Origin of the sequence: Pseudomonas faucium, assembly GCF_021602585.1 — a bacterium.
GTDB lineage: Bacteria > Pseudomonadota > Gammaproteobacteria > Pseudomonadales > Pseudomonadaceae > Aquipseudomonas > Aquipseudomonas faucium.
Genome location: NZ_BQIP01000011.1, coordinates 65,054 through 81,434 on the forward strand (window position 1 = coordinate 65,054; position 16,381 = coordinate 81,434).

General features: G+C 64.1%; 13 protein-coding genes. 6 read left to right on the top strand and 7 right to left on the bottom strand.

The features are described from left to right. Positions 1 to 21: 21 nt before the first annotated feature. On the bottom strand, positions 22 to 1,176 hold the full coding sequence (locus L6D75_RS14920; protein WP_176513062.1) for an acyl-CoA dehydrogenase family protein: 1,155 nt from the start codon (positions 1,174 to 1,176) through the stop codon (positions 22 to 24). Positions 1,177 to 1,205: 29 nt separating this feature from the next. Between L6D75_RS14920 and L6D75_RS14925 the strand changes: the two genes are divergently transcribed. Further along, a complete protein-coding gene (locus tag L6D75_RS14925) occupies positions 1,206 to 2,177 on the top strand; it encodes an IclR family transcriptional regulator (RefSeq protein WP_236193668.1) in 972 nt (323 codons plus the stop codon). 62 nt (positions 2,178 to 2,239) lie between these two features. Here the strand turns inward: L6D75_RS14925 and L6D75_RS14930 are convergent, their stop codons facing one another. Genes L6D75_RS14930 through L6D75_RS14940 form a run of 3 tightly spaced genes read right to left on the bottom strand, consistent with a single transcriptional unit; the run spans position 2,240 to position 6,023 of the window. Further along, positions 2,240 to 3,682, bottom strand: a complete 1,443-nt coding sequence (locus L6D75_RS14930; RefSeq protein WP_176513060.1) for a coniferyl aldehyde dehydrogenase — start codon at positions 3,680 to 3,682, stop codon at positions 2,240 to 2,242. Beyond that, the gene (locus L6D75_RS14935; RefSeq protein WP_176513058.1) at positions 3,679 to 5,304 is read right to left on the bottom strand and encodes a GMC family oxidoreductase; all 1,626 of its coding nucleotides are present in this window, start codon (positions 5,302 to 5,304) and stop codon (positions 3,679 to 3,681) included. Before L6D75_RS14935 ends, L6D75_RS14930 begins: the two co-directional genes overlap by 4 nt. Positions 5,305 to 5,333: 29 nt before the next feature. Next, complete coding sequence (locus L6D75_RS14940; RefSeq protein WP_176513056.1) at positions 5,334 to 6,023, bottom strand: OmpW/AlkL family protein; 690 nt, start codon at positions 6,021 to 6,023, stop codon at positions 5,334 to 5,336. Positions 6,024 to 6,160: 137 nt separating this feature from the next. Between L6D75_RS14940 and L6D75_RS14945 the strand changes: the two genes are divergently transcribed. From L6D75_RS14945 to L6D75_RS14955, 3 genes are all read left to right on the top strand, one after another. Then, positions 6,161 to 7,210 (top strand): AraC family transcriptional regulator, encoded by a 1,050-nt coding sequence (locus tag L6D75_RS14945; RefSeq protein WP_176513054.1) that lies wholly within the window; start codon positions 6,161 to 6,163, stop codon positions 7,208 to 7,210. Positions 7,211 to 7,410: 200 nt separating this feature from the next. Then, positions 7,411 to 9,240: a diguanylate cyclase domain-containing protein gene (locus tag L6D75_RS14950; RefSeq protein ID WP_176513052.1), complete on the top strand. Its 1,830-nt coding sequence runs from the start codon at positions 7,411 to 7,413 to the stop codon at positions 9,238 to 9,240. A gap of 161 nt (positions 9,241 to 9,401) precedes the next feature. Beyond that, entirely contained in the window at positions 9,402 to 9,794 is a 393-nt protein-coding gene (locus L6D75_RS14955; protein WP_176513044.1) for a YMGG-like glycine zipper-containing protein, read from the top strand. Between the two features lie 26 nt (positions 9,795 to 9,820). Here the strand turns inward: L6D75_RS14955 and L6D75_RS14960 are convergent, their stop codons facing one another. The 3 genes from L6D75_RS14960 to capB form a co-directional block, all read right to left on the bottom strand. Then, on the bottom strand, positions 9,821 to 10,777 hold the full coding sequence (locus tag L6D75_RS14960; protein ID WP_176513042.1) for an AraC family transcriptional regulator: 957 nt from the start codon (positions 10,775 to 10,777) through the stop codon (positions 9,821 to 9,823). A 132-nt stretch (positions 10,778 to 10,909) separates the two neighbouring features. After that, positions 10,910 to 12,994: a caprolactamase subunit alpha gene (capA, locus tag L6D75_RS14965; RefSeq protein WP_176513041.1), complete on the bottom strand. Its 2,085-nt coding sequence runs from the start codon at positions 12,992 to 12,994 to the stop codon at positions 10,910 to 10,912. A gap of 13 nt (positions 12,995 to 13,007) precedes the next feature. Further along, positions 13,008 to 14,753: a caprolactamase subunit beta gene (capB, locus tag L6D75_RS14970; protein ID WP_176513039.1), complete on the bottom strand. Its 1,746-nt coding sequence runs from the start codon at positions 14,751 to 14,753 to the stop codon at positions 13,008 to 13,010. Positions 14,754 to 14,926: 173 nt separating this feature from the next. Here capB and L6D75_RS14975 point away from each other — a divergent pair, with 173 nt between their 5' ends. After that, positions 14,927 to 15,856 carry an alpha/beta hydrolase gene (locus L6D75_RS14975; RefSeq protein ID WP_176513037.1) on the top strand — a complete coding sequence of 310 codons (930 nt, stop codon included), beginning with the start codon at positions 14,927 to 14,929 and terminating at the stop codon, positions 15,854 to 15,856. Between the two features lie 92 nt (positions 15,857 to 15,948). Beyond that, the gene (locus tag L6D75_RS14980) at positions 15,949 to 16,380 is read left to right on the top strand and encodes a multidrug/biocide efflux PACE transporter (protein WP_176513035.1); all 432 of its coding nucleotides are present in this window, start codon (positions 15,949 to 15,951) and stop codon (positions 16,378 to 16,380) included. Position 16,381: the final 1 nt, after the last annotated feature.

Consider the following 16,381-nt stretch of genomic DNA (forward strand, 5'->3'; position numbering starts at 1 on the left):
AGAGGGAGGTGCGTACCCGACTCAGCGGTGGGCAGCCAGTACCTGCCTGGCAATGTTCAATTGATGGATCTGGCTGGTGCCTTCATAGAGGCGGAACAACCTGACGTCCCGGTACCAGCGCTCGATCGCGGCATGGTCGGCGATGTATCCGGCGCCGCCGAACATCTGTACGCAGCGGTCGGCAACCCGCCCGCACATTTCCGTGGCGTAGTACTTGCACATGGACGCTTCGAGCACCACGTCCTCGCCGCGGTCGCGCTTGCGCGCCGTTTCCAGGATCATCGAGCGGGCCGCGAAGATCTCGGTCTGGCAGTCCGCGATCATGGCCTGGACCAGTTGCATGTTGGCCACCGGCTGGCCAAATTGCACGCGGCCGCTGGTGTGCTCGATGGCCATGCGCAGCATGCGCATGGCCGGGCCGGTCGACAGCGCGGCGAGGTGGATACGTTGCTTGTTGAGGGTCTTCATCACGGTCTTGAAGCCCCTGCCTTCCACACCGCCCAGCAGGTTTGCGGCAGGCACCCGGCAGTTGTCGAAGTACACCGCACTGACGGGCGAGCCTGCCTGGCCCATCTTGCGATAGGGGGTGCCAGTGCTGAGGCCTGGGGTGGTCCGTTCGACGATGAAGGTCGAAACACCGTTGGCCCCCTGGCTGCCTGGCGCGGTTCGGGCGGTGACGGTGAAGACGTCGGCGATCGGCGCGTTGGTGATGTAGCACTTTTCACCGTTGAGGATGTAGCTGTCGCCGTCCCGGCGTGCGCTGGTGAGCACGTGGGTGGCGTCGGAGCCTGCCTCGGGCTCGGTGACGGCCAGGCAACCAGTCCATTCACCGCTCGCCAGGCGCGGCAGGTAAAGCCTCTTTTGCGCGTCGGTGCCATCGACCACGATGCCTTCCGAACCGATGCCAGTGTTGGTGCCTACGCGGGCTCGAAATGCAACCGAGCATTGCGACAGCTCGAATGCAGCCAGTACCAGCTCCTCGGTGGTCAGGCCGGCGCCGCCAAAGGGTTCGGGAATGCTCCAGCCGAAGAAACCGTTGTCGCGCATGTGCTGGACGAGGGCGGGCGGTACTTCGTCGTGCTGCTCGACCTGCGCCTCCAGAGGTATCGCCTTGTCGTTCACGAACTGGCGAATGCCGGCCAAGAAGACGTCAAGCGCCTGCTGGTCCCTGATCATGGTTGCCTCCTGTGTTGTTTTTATGAGGTATGCACGAGCATAAGGCGGTTTATCCGATCGGCAGGCAAGCACTGTTCGGCTCTGCAGAACATGGTTTGAATAGTTGGAACATCAATGCCACGCTTGCTTCGAGTCGCCAGTTTGGAGGTGGAAAAATGGCAACGCGTGACAGGTCGCCACAAGGCGGATCGCAAGACTGGCATTCGCCGGCCAGGCATTACCTGGCGGAGGAGTTCGCCGATGATCGGCAGTTTGCCGCTACCCTGGCCCGGGGGCTGGAGCTGCTGCATTGCTTCAGCGCGCGCGATACTCAGCTGGGCAATGCCGAGCTGTCAGCGCGCACCGGCATGCCCAAAGCCACGATCTCGCGGTTCACCTACACGCTGGTGCGCCTGGGCTATCTGCGCATCAATCGCCTGAACAACAAATACCAGTTGGGGTCGGCGGTGCTTTCCCTTGGCTACCCGTTGCTGGCGAGCCTCAACATCCGGCAGATCGCGCGGCCGTTCATGAAGGAGCTGGCGGACCATATCCGTGGCTCGGTGTCGCTGGGTATGCGCGACCGGCTCAATGTGGTGTACCTGGAAAGCAGCCGCAGCTCAGCCCCCATGAGCCACCCGCCGGATGTCGGCCTGAGCTACCCGGTGGCGCGCACGGCGATGGGGCGAGCATTCCTGGCGGCTGCCTCGCGCGAAGAACGAACGGCGTTGCTGAACGAAATCAAGGTGCGAACGCCAGAGGACTGGGTGGCGTTCCAGGGGCGCATCGAACAAAGCATTCAAGACGTCCAGGGGCGGGGGTTTTCGGTCTCCTACGGTGACCTGCGCCGAGAGATCCACGCGGTTGCAGTACCGATGCGGCCGATGGCCGATGGCGAGATCCTGGTGTTCAACTGTGGCGTGTCGGCGTTTCTGCTCAACGAAGGGCAACTGGAAAACGACATAGGCCCGCGCCTGGTATCGATGGTGCGCAGCATCGAAGGGATGCTGGGGATTTTCTGATCACAGCCTCTGGGCAGGTTGCTAGCGCCTCGCCCTGAAGCGCCAACCCTCCCTGTGCCCGCCTAGTCTTGCCCGCCCTTGCCAAGATAGAACCTCATTGCCAGGCGCTGGACCCAGCGGCCATAGGGCGGATGAAACAGTTGGGTCGGGAACCAGCGCTGGCGCTTGAACACCGACTTGCCATGGGACAATGCGCGAAAGCCTTCCTCGCCATGGTAGGAGCCCATCCCGGAGTTGCCCACGCCACCAAACGGCAGGTCGTGCTGGAACACATGCCAGGCCCAGTCGTCCAGGGTCACGCCGCCGCTGTGGGTGTGCTTGAGCAGGCGCTCGACGTGTGCTGTGTCCAGCCCGAAAGGGTAGAGCGCCAGGGGCCTGGGGCGGGCCTGGATGTAGGCAATGGCCTGGTCCAGGTCGCGGTATTCGATGATGGGCAACAGCGGCCCGAACAGCTCTTCCTGCGCCACCCGCATGTCTTCGCTCACCCCGGTGATCACCTGCAGGGGCAGGCGCCTTGGCGAGTCGCTCGAGCTGCCACAACCGAGCACCGTCGCGCCCTTGGCCCGCGCATCGGCCAGCAACGACTGCAAGCGCTGGGCATGGCGTTCGCTGATGATGCTGGTGTAGTCGGCACTCCCTGCGGGGTCCGGATACAGCCCCTCGAACGCCTGCCTTACGGCTTCGGCGAACAGTTGCGCCTTGCCCGCGGGGACCAGCACATAGTCCGGTGCGACGCATACCTGGCCGGCGTTGAAACCCTTGCCATGTGCGATGCGCAAGGCCGCATCGGCCATATCGGCGCTTTCACCGACTAACGCCGGCGACTTGCCACCCAGTTCCAGGGTCACCGGCACCAGATGCTCGGCGGCGGCGCGCATAACGTGATGGCCGACCTGCGGCGCACCGGTGAACACCAGATGATCCAGTGCCATCCCGGTGAACGCCTGGGCGGCGGCCAACTCGCCGCCGAACACCGCCACGTGATCCTCGTCGAACACCTCGGCGAGCATGGCCTGCAGCACCTTGCGGCTATGCGGCGCGAACTCCGAGACCTTTATCATTGCCCGGTTGCCGGCGGCCAGGGCGGTGATCAGCGGCCCCAGGGTCAGGTACAAAGGGAAGTTCCAGGTGCCGACGATGCCTACCACCCCCTTTGGCTGGTATTGGACCCAGGCACGGTTGCCCAGGAACAGCAGTTCGGTCTTGCGTCGCTTGGGCTTCATCCACCGGCGCAGGTGGGCGATGGCGTGACGGGCATGCAGCACCGGCCCGAGCACCTCGACCTGCAGGGTCTCGAATGCGGCACGGCCACCGAAGTCGGCTTCCAGGGCCGCGACGATAGGTTGCTGGTAACGCCGGATGGCGCCGACCAGGCGCTTGAGGTGGTCCAGACGTGTCTTCAGCGCAACATCGGGTTGGGCATTGAAAGCCGCGCGCTGGCGCTGCAGTAGCCGTTGCATGCGTTCGATCTCGGCCATGTCGCTCAGGTGTGTCAGATCGTTCATCGCTGACTCTCCCGGCGGCTGTGCAACAGCAGGTCGGCAGCTTTTTCACCGATCATGATGCTGGGTGCGTTGGTATTGCCGCCGATCAGCGTCGGCATGATCGAGGCATCCGCCACGCGCAGGCCGGCGATACCATGCACGCGCAGTTGATCGTCCACCACCGCCAGAGGGTCGTGGCCCATTTTGCAGGTGCCTACCGGGTGGTACTGGGTGTCGGCGCGATTGCGGATGTCCTGCTCCACGGCCTTGCGATCGTGTTGCAGCAGGGGATACAAAGGCTTGCCACGATAGGGCGCCAAAGGCGTGGCATCGAGGATGGCGCGCTGCATGTCGGCACCACGCATGAGCACCTCTAGGTCCTGTGGGTCGCTGAAAAAGCGCGGGTCGATCAGCGGCGCGGCCATCGGGTCGGCACTGGCCAGCCGGACCGTACCACGGCTTTTCGGGCGCAGCAGGGTCAGGTGGCAGCTGAAACCGTGGCCCACACGCAGATTGCGGGCATGGTTGTCGACGATGGCTGGCACAAAAATCAGCTGCAGGTCGGGAACAGTCAGCTCGGGTCGGCTTTTGAAGAACGCACCGGATTCGGCGAACGGCGAGGTCACCAGGCCCTTGCGCTCACGCTTCCACTGCGCCATGGCCTTGAGCATCTTCCAGCTGAAGGTGGGCGAGCAGCCGAAGGTGTTGGCTTTGTCAGTGCTACGGTAGGTGAACACGTAGTCGATGTGGTCTTGCAGGTTTTCGCCTACCCCCGGCAGTTCGTGGGTAAGGGCGATGCCATGTTTGCGCAGCTCCTCGCGCGGGCCGATGCCCGAGAGCATCAGCAGTTGCGGCGAACCGAAGCTGCCGGCGCTGAGCACCACCTCGTGGCGTGCCATGAGCACGATACGCGCGTTGCCCTGGCGCAGTTGCACGCCTGTGGCCCGTGCAGACTCCAGCAACACGCGCTCGACGCTAGCACCGGTCATGACCGTGAGGTTAGGGCGTTGCAAGTTGGGCGTAAGAAACGCCTTGGCGGCACTGCAGCGCTCGCCATTGCGCTGAGTGACCTGATACATGAACGCGCCTTCCTGATTCGCGCCGTTGTAGTCCGGCGTTCGCGGGATGCCATTGATTCCGGCAGCCTGGATGAACGCGGCGTTCAGGGCGCTCGGGCAACTCACCTCAGCCACGCTCAGGGGGCCGTCCTGACCATGATAGGTGTCATCCAGGCGCTGGTTCTGTTCGGACTTGATGAAATACGGTAGCACCTCTTCATACGACCAACCCCGGTTGCCCATCGCTGCCCATTGGTCGTAGTCCTGACGGTGCCCGCGCACGTAGAGCATGGCATTGATCGAACTGGATCCGCCGAGGGTCTTGCCCCGTGGTTGGTAGCCGCGACGGCCGTTCAGGCCGGGCTGTGGTTCGGTCTGAAAGGCCCAGTTGTTGATACGTGTCGGCAGCATCGCCACCACCCCCACTGGCGCGTGGATCAACACGCTTTTGTCGCTGCCGCCGGCCTCGATCAGGCAGACGCTGATGGCGGGGTCCTCACTCAACCGGCTGGCGATCACACAACCAGCCGAACCACCGCCAATCACGATGTAATCGAACGTAGCGTTCATTTTTTCAGTGCTCATATCAGGGCTCCGTACGTGATGCGGCCGGTTCAGAAGCGGTAACCAACGGTGAACGAGTAGACATCAGGGTCAGCTTCCACATCGATCTTGCGCTTGACCTCGCCCAGGCCCGGGGTCTGGGTCTTGATGGTGGCAGTGGTATCGATCCAGTAGCGCGAATAGGAGAATCCGGCGCTCCAGTTGTCTGCCAGCGCAATCTCCAGGCCGACCTTGGCCACGGCACCGAAGGAGTCGTCCAGTTTGGAGGTACTGGAGGTCCCGCCGAACGCTGTGTTGTAGGCGGCGGTCATCTTCTCTTCACTGAACCAGGTGTAGTTGACCCCCAGTGCCACATAGGGCTGCAGGCCAAACAGCTCGAAGTTGTAGGCGATCAGCGCTGCAGGGAACCAGGCGCGGGCGCTGCCGACCTTGCCTAGCGGTTGGGCCGTGCCAGCACCATCGAAGTCGATGACGGGCGGTGCGCCGGTTTGCAGCACCAGCGACCACGGGCCAGCCAGTTTGCGCTCGTAGACCAGCACCAAGGTTGCGGTATCACGCACAGTGGCCTGGACATGTTCAGGCGTCATGCCCGGCATGCCGGTCATATCGCCTGAGTCGGTGTTGAACTGAATATCGGCATAACCGATACGCACGATGTTCATCTGTGCGTCACTGGCCAGAACCGGCAGCGCAGGCAGCGTCAAGCACATGGCAAGGGCAGGGGCGAAGGGTCTTCTCATGACAGCCTCGGGTCTTATTATTTTTCTTGGGTGAATCAAGGAGGCCAACGATGCAACGGCGGGGCTGTGCGGCGGGAGGTTGTAATGTGCCAGTGAGGGGGTTAATTTCTGCCAATGCCGAAAATGGAGGCCTGTGCATGACCCAGCTGATCGTAGGGCGCTATGGCACTGCCCTGGATATTGCGCAACACAACATGCTTGGGCTCCCGGCCCTGGTGGCCGAATTGCAGGCTCAGGGCATCGACGCCCTGGGATTGCTGGAAGGTACCGAGCTATCGGCGCAGCAGATGCTCGATCCGGCAACCCGAATTTCTCATCGGCAGAAACTGGTGGTTTTTGCCAACATGCAGCGCTTGATGCGCCACGCCGACAGTGGTTTACGGGCCGGTGCCAGGCAGCGCCTGAGCGACTTCGGGATTTTTGGCTACGCCCTGGTCAGCAGCGAGAATTTCGGCCAAGCAGTCGAGTTCGGCATCAGGCACATCCGCCTGCTCGGCCCGATCTTCCAGAAATCGTTCCGCGTGGAAGGCGACGAGGGCGTCTTCATTGGCCAAGGCTTCTTCGCCCTGGGCGACTTGATGTCGCTGGCGACCGAATTCTGGTTCGCCTCCATCCAGTCTTTGGTTCAGTGCGTGCTGGAAAAGCCTTTCCCGTCCCGGCGGCTGTTGCTGCCGTACCCGGCGCCTGAGCATTGGCAATCCTATGAAGCGTTCTTCAATTGCCCGGTGCAGTTCGACAGCCCGGTAATGGAGTGGCGTTTCGACGCGAGCGTGCTGCAGTTGCCTTGCCCGAACGCCAACCCGATTACCTCGGCGTTGAGCATGGGTTTTTGTCAGCAGCTGGTGGCCAACCTGCCAGATGAGTCCGACCTGATCGAGTCGGTGCGCATGGCCTGCCTGAGCCGCAACGGACGTTTTCCGGGAGTGGAAGTGGTTGCGCGCAGCTTGGGTATGTCGACGCGAACCTTGCACCGGCGGCTGGCAGAATACCAGCGCACCTACCAAAGTGTGCTGGATGAAGTCCGTTGCGCGTTGGCGATCGAGTTTTTGCAGCAAAGCGATATGCCCATGGACGACGTGGCCGCCCAGGTCGGTTTTTCCGAGGCGGCCAATTTCCGCAAAGCGTTTCGCAAATGGACCGGCCGCTCGCCGGGCGAGTTGCGCAAGGCAATGCGCAGCGCGGGCTAACCCCCATACCGGGAAAACGCCCGTGACAAGGCACTGTCATGAAATGCGCATGGGCCGCCAGCGAACGGTGTGCTTCATTGAGTACGCTTGCCTGCAGAATCACGCTTGTGCATACGCAGGCTCACGCAATTCGGGCGAGCGCACCCTACCGCCCGACACGTTGAGGAAGCCAAGATGCATTCAGCCCTTGTGAGCCGACCGTGAGCCTGCGCAAGAAACTCCTGTGCCTCCTTGCGCCGTCGGTGCTTCTGGTAATGATCTTGATGGGGGCGTGGGGGCATTACCTGTTGCTCGAACGGCTAGATCAAGAGGACGAGCAGTTGCTCATGGTCGAAGCTGACCGGTTGCGGGCGATGATGGACGTAGTGTTCGAGCGCGACGTTGACCGGCTGAGCAGTCTCGGTACGTTGATGCAAGAGGCCGGTTCTGCGCTCCCATTCGGCACAGGCGGTTTTGATTTTCTGATCCAGTCCAGCTCAGGCACGTTCACGGTCTTGCAGCCATTGCTCAAGCGAAGCGACGCAGCGGTGTCGGCATTTCATCCCGTGACACTCGACAGTTTGCAAGCGAGGATCGTCGAGCGCCTGAAGTTGCCGGGTTCGGCTGCCAATCCAGCTTCGCATGCCGAACTGATCACTGTGCTGGATGTTCCGATGATTCTCGCCAGCGTAGGCACGCCCTCCGGGCACCTGTGGGGTGGAACAGTCCTGGATGCCGAACGCGTGAGTCAACTGCAAAGGCAGCTAGGCGGTGCGCTTGTTTGGGCAGCACCCGCTGACGCCGCCCGTGCCCCATCAACCGATGCCGACATCAGCCAGATGAGCCTTTCCAAGCGGCAATTGATAGACGCCAGCCACCAGCGTGTGGACCTGGTGTTTCACGACAGCCTGGGCGGGGCACCGCTCAGCCTGCGGCTGGTTCGAGACCGCCACCTCTACCAGGAGGGGCTTGCCCAGCTGAACCTGTTCATGGCGTTTTTGGCCGCAAGCCTGGTCTTGGCCTGGGGGGCGATTCACCTCGGCCTGGAATGGTTTCTGCTGCGCCGTATTCGAAAAATGCATGCCGAACTGGCATCCATCGGGCCGGACAATCCCAACGCTCGATTGCGCGACCGCGGACATGATGAGCTGGGTGATCTGGCGCATGAGGCTAATCGGACCTTGGACCGCCTGGAGCAAAGTGAAGCGCGCGATGCCGCGATTCTTGCAGAGATCCAGGAGGGCTACTTCGAACTCGATGAAGCTGGCCACTTGCAGTCGATGAATCCGGCTTTTTGTTCGCAGCTTGGGTATTCAGCCGAAAAGCTGTCCGGGACAGCGTTTGCCACCCTGATGGAAAATGATGAGGTGCTGCCCAGGATGTTGCATCCCCTGCAGCGAGACAAGGGCCCGGCGCTGTCGGCTCGCCTGCGGCGCGCTGACGGCAGCGTCGGCCATTACCAGGCCCGCATCACCCCTATCGTCGATGGTCAGAAGAAGCACTGCGGATACCGCGGCATTCTGCATGACGTCAGTGCGCATGTGGAATATCAGAATCAGCTGTACGCCATGGCGCACAACGATGCCCTGACAGGGCTTGGCAACCGCAAAGCGTTCCACCACTACCTCAAAGAGCTTCTAGGCCAGCACCCTCAGCCGCTGACGCTCTTTTTCATCGACCTGGATCGTTTCAAGCAGGTCAACGATACCTTCGGCCATGAAGCGGGCGACGCGTTACTGGTGTGTCTGGCACGACGTCTGGAAAACGCCGTACGAAAGCCGGATCGTGCCTTTCGCCTGGGGGGAGATGAATTCACTTTGCTCGTGCGGGGGGACAACGTCGAGGATGCCGAACGGCTGGCGAAGCGGCTGCTCGATGTGCTGAGTGAACCTGTGCGGCTGGGTGACCTGACCATCGACTACGTGACACCTAGCATTGGAATCGCTCGTTCGCCTCATCACTCCACGGATCCCGCCGAATTGATCAAGACGGCTGATGCGGCGATGTATGAAGCCAAGCAACACCGTAATGAGTATCACCTGGCAAACTGAACACTTCTGTAAATGCTTGGGTGACGGCTGTTGAACTTCTGATGGGCGGTTGGCAGTGTCAACTAAAGTTGACGTGGGTCTATAGGGGGAGGTTTTTTTATTGTTCTCACTGGGCGGGTTGTTCAGGATTAATTGTCTTTGAGTTTCAGAGGTTGTTGTCGATGCAAAAGATAATTTCCATTGTGGCTGTCAGTGTGCTGTTCGCTCAAGGTGCCTGGGCCGGAGAAACAACGTCTACTGCCGTTGGAGGTGGTGTTGGGGGCGCTTTGGGAAGCGTGGTCGGTCAAGCCATGGGTGGGTCCACGGGCGCGACATTGGGAGCCGGCCTGGGGGGCGCTGCAGGAGGCGCGATATCGGCTGGAAAGGGTAAGAAAACCGAAGCTGCGATAGGCGGTGGCCTTGGCGCGGCTGGGGGGCAAATCATAGGTAGCAATGTTGGCGGATCGACGGGCGCAACCATCGGGGCAGGCCTTGGCGGCGCCGCGGGCAGTGCCATCGGCAACAATCTGGCCGGTGACCCTCATCACCATGGCCGGCACAAGCACAAGCACTGACTTGGGCGCAACGTACCCCTGCGGTTTCAGTGCCTGCAGGCGGCGCGCACCTCGCGGGCGGTGCAGCCGAAGTATTGGCGAAACGCGCGGGTGAACTGCGCCTGGTCGGCAAAGCCGCAACGAAACGCCAGTTCGCCGATCGGCAGGTGACATTGCGGGTCGCGCAGTTGCCGGTGCACCGCCTCCAGGCGCTGCTGGCGCACCCATTCACCCAAGGTAAAGGCGGTGCTGGCGAACAGCTTGTGCAGGTAGCGCAAGGAAAGCCCGCAGGCGCTGGCGATGGCTTGCGGCGACAGCTCGGGGTCAGCCAGGTTCTGCAGCACGTAGTGCTCCACCCGGGTCAGGTGCAGGGTGCTGAGGTTGGACCCTTCACTGCCCAGCACGCGCTCGTCCTGCTGCAGCGCCAGCAGCAAGGTGGCCATGGCCTGCTCCAGCAGCAGGTGGCGGGCAACCTGCGGGTTGGCGTCGAAATGCCGGGCACACAGGTCCAGCTGCTCGACGAAGATCTGCCCCAGCCCCTGGGTGGCATCGAAACAGTGGCGGGTATAGCGCCGGTGCCCTCGCAGGTGGCCCTTGAAGGCACTTTCCGGAAGCTTGAGCACCCACAGGTCGTTTTCGGCGCCGTAGTGGAAGCGATACGGGGCATCGCCGCGCTCGACGATGAAGCCGCCGGGGCGGCAGCTGAGCTGGTGGCCGTCCTGCTCGAAGTGCACCTCGCTGCGGCTGGGCACGGTGACCAGGTAGAACGCCTCGCGGTCCTGGCCCACCTGCGCCTTGCTGCGCGAATAGCCCAGCCGGCTCGAGCGCAGGCGCGACAGGCTGCAGGCGGTGCTGGGCGTGCTCCAGCGTTGCAGGTGGCCATCGAAGGGTTGCTCGGCGGCGAACGCCAGGCTCAAGGGGAAGTAGGTGTCGCTGACGGCTTCGGCCCAGCGCGCCTGGCGCTCGGGCAAGGCCCAGCTGTGGGTGGAGATTTCGGTCGGCATGGTCGGTCCTTTTTCAAAGAGGGCAGCATTGAAAAAAGGAACTGCTGGGAAGCTACTCAAGCAGCTCTTGTTATTGTGCACGCCGCCCGGCAGCGCGAGGCTGCCGGGCGGCTACAAGCGCCGACCACTGTATCAGGCGACAGGTGTCAGCCGGTAGGTCGCCGAGGGTTCCAGGCAGGCCTGCCAGCCCGGCGGCACGACGATGTTGGTGGTGTCTTCTTCGATCACGCAAGGGCCGCACACGGTTTGCCCCGCCAGCAGGTGGCTACCGTTGAACACTGGCGTTGCCTGCCACGGGCCATCGGCGCTGAAGCGCATCGGCCGCTGGCCCTGCGCGGTGGCCACGGTGGCCTCGGCCGGGGCTTGCAGCAGCGGTTGGGGCGGGCGCGGCAGGTGGCCGATCACCGAGCATTCCAGGTTGACCAGCTCTACCGGGCTGCCTGGCTCGCTGTAGGAGTACAGGGTCTGGTGGCGCTGGTGGAACGCCTCGATCAGCGCGCCAAGGCCGTTGCTGTCCAGCCCATCTTCCTGCCACTCCACGCTGCACTCGTGGATCTGCCCGGCGTAGCGCATCTCCAGGGTGTAGTGGCAACTGCTGGCCTGGTCGCCGAAGCCGTCTTCGCGCAGGTTGGCCATACCCTGCTGGCGCAGCTCGGCCAGCGTGCGGTTGAGCAGCGCCAGGTCGGCGTGCGCCGCGTCCAGGCGCATCGACAGGCTGGTGAGCTGGTCGTAGCGCACATCGGACAGGATCTGGCCAAAGGCGCACAGGCCCGAGGCCACCTTGGGGATCAGCACGGTGCGCATGCCGATTTCCTCGGCCAGGCGCACCACGTGCATGCCTGCCGCGCCGCCGGCACCGATCAGGGCGAAATCACGCGGGTCGTGGCCGCGCTCGATGGAGACGCGGCGAATGCCGTTGACCATGTTCAGGTTGACCAGGGTAATGATGCCCAAGGCGGCGCGCTCCACGCTGATGCCCAGCGGTTCGGCGACCTTGCTGCGGATGGCCTCGAGCGCGGCCTGGCGGTTCAGGCGGATGCTGCCGCCCAGCAGCGCGCCGTCGGCCAGGTAGCCCAGCACCAGGTTGGCATCGGTCACCGTCGGCTCGCTGCCGCCCTTGCCATAGCACACCGGCCCCGGCGTGGCGCCGGCGCTGCGCGGGCCGACCTGGAGCATGCCCAGACTGTCCAGCGAGGCGATGGAGCCGCCGCCGGCGCCGAGGGTTTCCACCTGGATCATCGGCACGCCGATGCGCTGGCGCAAGAAGTCCACGTCCTTGCTGAAGTTGGTGCGCCCGGCGTTGGTCAGGGTGATGTCGAACGAGGTGCCGCCCATGTCCACGGTGATGACGTTGTCGATGCCGAACGGCTTGCCCACCGCCAGGCCGGCCTGGGGGGCCGAGGCCGGGCCTGAGTTGATCGCGTTGACCGCCCGTTCGCGCATCAGGTGGCCGGGGGCCAGCCCGCCGTTGGACTGGAAGTAGCGCACCGGCTGGTGTGCGCCGAGCTCTTCGAACAGCGCGTCGATGCGCGCCACGTAGCGGGCCATCACCGGGCTCAGGTAGGCGTTGACCACGGTGGTGGAGGTGCGGGTGTACTCGCGGATCTGCGGAAACACCTCGACACCGGTACAGACGAACACCCCCGGCAGCGCGGCGCGCACCAGCTCGGCGGCGCGCTGTTCGTGGCGGGGGTTGCGCACCGACCACAGGAACGAAATGGCCACTGCCTCGACGCCCTCGGCGCGGAAGTACTCGATGGCCTGGTGCACGGCCTGTTCGTCCAGCGGGCTGTGCTCGCGGCCATCGCCCAGGATGCGCCCGCCGATGGGCCGGCGCAGGTGCCGTGGCGCCAGCATGAACGCCGGCGGGTAATGGGCGTCGTAGCGGTGGCCTTCTTCCTTGTGGCCCAGGCGGATTTCCAGGCTGTCCTCGTGGCCTTCGGTGCACAGCAGGCCGACCTTGACCCCGGTGCGCTCGATCAGCGCGTTGAGGGCCACGGTGGTGCCGTTGATGCACAAGTCGCAGTTGGCGATCACCTGGGCCGGGCTGAGCCCAGTGGCGTCGGCGATCTGCGCAAGCCCGGCGCGGATCGCCAGGGTGCCGTCGTGCGGGGTGGAGGGGGCCTTGAACAATTGCACGCCGCCGTCGCGGTCGGCCAGGATGAAGTCGGTGAAGGTGCCGCCGGCGTCGATGCCCAGGCGATATTGGTTGCGCATGTTGAGTCTCCGGTCAGAGCTGGCCGCGGGCAGCGTGGGTGGCGGTTTCGTCGAGTTGGCCGTCGGCGTCGACGATCACCCGGTAGTCCAGGGCCGCGCCCTGGGGCGAGACCAGGCCGTTGCGCAGGTCTTCGAGCACCGCTGCCAGCGGCCGGCGCAGCGGGTCGCCATACCCGCCGCCGCCCGGGTTGATGTTGATGATTCGCTCGCCCGGTTGCAGGGTCAGCATCGGGTTCTGCAGGTAGTGGTCTTCCTGGCCGTCGGCATGGCGGTGGATCAGCCGCCCGAGCTTGGGCTGCAGCAGGCCGTTGCGTGCGCCTGCGGCGCCTGCGGTGGGCAGCTGGCGGCCTTCGCCGAAACCGACCACGGTCATGGCGTGCTCCAGCGGCTCGATCTCCAGCCGGGTGCCGGAGCCGCCGCGGTACTCGCCGGCGCCACCGCTGTCGGCCATCAGGCTGTAGCGGTGGATCAGGATCGGGTAGGCGTGTTCGAGCAGCTCGATGTCGCCGCTCATCAAGGCGCCGAAGCAGCACAGCGGCCCGCAGGCATGCCAGCCGTCCATCACCTGGTTGGCGCCGGCGCCGGAGATGATCGAGGCCAGCACCATGGTCACGTATTCGCTGTTGCCGTTGCGTGGGTCGTGGCCGGCGATGTTGATGCCGCTGGTGTGCCCCCAGGAGGCGGTGACCCGCTGCGGCGAGGCCTGCTCCAGGGCGGTGCGCACGGCATCGGCCAGGGTTTCCATCGGCGTGGTGGTGCAGTTGACGTGGGGCGCAGGTTCGGCGGCGTTGCACAAGGTGCCCTTGGCGCCGACATCCACGCTCACGCAGCGGTACAGGCCTTCGTTGTAGGGCGGTGCGACCTGGGCGAACATCATCAGGCCCAGGTACACGCCCGAGACCGAGTTGCCTTCGTAGGAGTTGATGAAGTAGGGCACCTGGGGCGGGCTTTCGATGCGCACGTGCGCCGTTTCGCCGCGGATTTCCACGTGGGCGGTGATCGCCAGTTCGCCCAGCCCATGGCCCGAGTCTTCGAGCACCGCGGTGCCGCTGTAGTGGCCGTCGGGGACCTCGCGCAGCAGGGCGCGCATGTGCCGGTCGGCCATGTTCTTCAGCTCGGCGATGCACGCCCGCACCTGCGCCACGCCGTACTTGTCCAGCAGCTCCAGCAGGTGCCGCTCGCCGACCTTGCAGGCACCGTACTGGGCGTTGAGGTCGCCTTCCTGGTAGGGGCGGGCGCGCATGTTGGTGAGCATGAAGTTGATCACGTCCTTACGCCGCTTGCCCCGTTCCCACAGCTTGACCGGCGGGATGCGCAGGCCCTCGGCATAGATCTCCTTGGCATCGGGGTTGTAGCCGGCCGGTACCGGGCCGCCGATATCGGTCAGGTGGCCCTTGCACACGGTCCAGAACACCAGCTCGCCCTGGTAGAACACCGGCTTGTACATGCAGCAGTCGAGGATGTGGCTGCCTTTGTAGGCGGGGTCGTTGTGGTAGATCACGTCGCCTTCGGCGATGTCGTCGCCGAAGAAGCCGGCCACGCATTTCATCGCCGGTATCAGCGAGCCCAGGTGGATCGGGATGTCCTGGCCTTGGAGGATCATTTCCGGCAAGTGGTCGAACAGCGAGTTGGAGTAATCGTGCGCCAGGTTGAACACGCTGGAGCGGCCGGTCTTTTCGAGGGTCAGGGTCATCTCGCGCTGCGCCGTCTCCAGCGCACCCCGCACGACGGCCAGGGTAATCGGGTCAACTGAGTTCATAGGTCACCGACATTGTTCTTGTGTTTTGGGTGAGGCCGCAGTGGGCGACCTTGCTGACAGGCTACGGGGGAAGGGCAAGGCTGACTTGTCGCTGGGTGCACCGGTTGTTGCGTTTGCGCGCACGCAGCGCTCGAATTGGCTAGTCTCGCCACGACCTTTACGGGGATCGATCCATGCTCAACCGACGTTCATTGCTCACCGCAGGCACGGCGCTGGCCTGCAGCTTCTGGCTGCCCAGGCAGTTGCTCGCCACGCCGGCCGAGCACATGGCACTGTGGCCTGGTTCTGCGCCGGGCGGCGGCGGGCCGCAGGGGCCTGCCGTCATCAGCGCAAAAGGTGCGGTCAGCCGGGTTTCAACGCCCTCGCTGCAAGTGTTTCGGCCTGCGCAGCCGAACGGCGCCGCCGTGCTGATCGCGGCGGGGGGCGGCTACAAGCGCATCGAGAACGGGCAGGAGGCGCTGCCTGCCGCGCGCTGGCTGGCCGCGCGCGGGGTTACGGCCTTCGTGCTGACCTACCGCTTGCCGCGCGAGGGGTGGAACGCCGGGGCCATGGCGCCCTTGCAAGACGCCCAGCGCGCGCTGCGGCTCATCCGCGCCAGGGCAGCCGAGGAGGGGATCGATACCCGGCGCATCGGCCTGCTGGGGTTTTCTGCCGGTGGGCACTTGCTGGGCATGGCCGCTACCCGGGCCGGGTTTCGCGCCTATGAGCCGATCGATGACCGCGACCGCCTCGCGGCCAACGCGGCAATCGTGGCATTGGCCTACCCGGTGATAACGCTGCTGCCGCCCTACGATCGCACCTCGACCCGCCGTAGCCTGATCGGCGAGCACCCCAGCCACCAGGCCGCGGTTGATTGGTCGGTCGAAACCTACGTGACCGCGCAGTGCCCGCCGGTGTTCGTGGTGCAGGCCGCAGACGACCCGGTTGCCAACCCGCAAAACGCCCTGATCCTGGCCCAGGCCTGCCAAGCCCAGGGCGTTGCCGTCGAGCGGCTGCTGCTGCCCAGCGGCGGGCATGGCTTCGGCATGGGGCGCGCCAACACGCCCACGGCAGATTGGCCCAACGCGTTGGAACAGTGGTTGCGCAAGGCGTCTTTCATCTGAGGTATTGATAAAACCGATATTAGCTATGTCGCTAGTATCTGTTCCATCAAAGAAAATGGCTGCCACGACGTAACCACATGATGGAATCTGCAATGAAAAAGACCTCTTTCAGCGAACGCCTGGTACATGCCGTTGGCTATGAAGTGTTCGCCGTGCTGCTCTGTGCGCCGCTGCTGTCGTGGGTGATGGGCAAGTCGCTGGCCACCGCCGGTGCCCTGGCCATCACCTTGTCGGTGATCGCGATGCTCTGGAACATGCTCTACAACGCCATGGTCGACCGCGTGGTGAAGACCGAACGCATCCACTGGAAGGCCAGCATGCGTTTCGCCCATGGCCTGGGTTTCGAAGCCGGGCTGGTGGTGTGGTGCCTGCCGGTGGCGGCGTGGATGCTGGACATCTCGCTGTGGCAGGCCTTCATGGTCGAACTGGGCTTCTTCGTGGTCATCCTGCCGTACACCGTGCTGTACAACTGGGCGTTCGACCGCGCGCGGTTTTACCTGGTGCAGCGCCGGCTGGCGGTGTGAG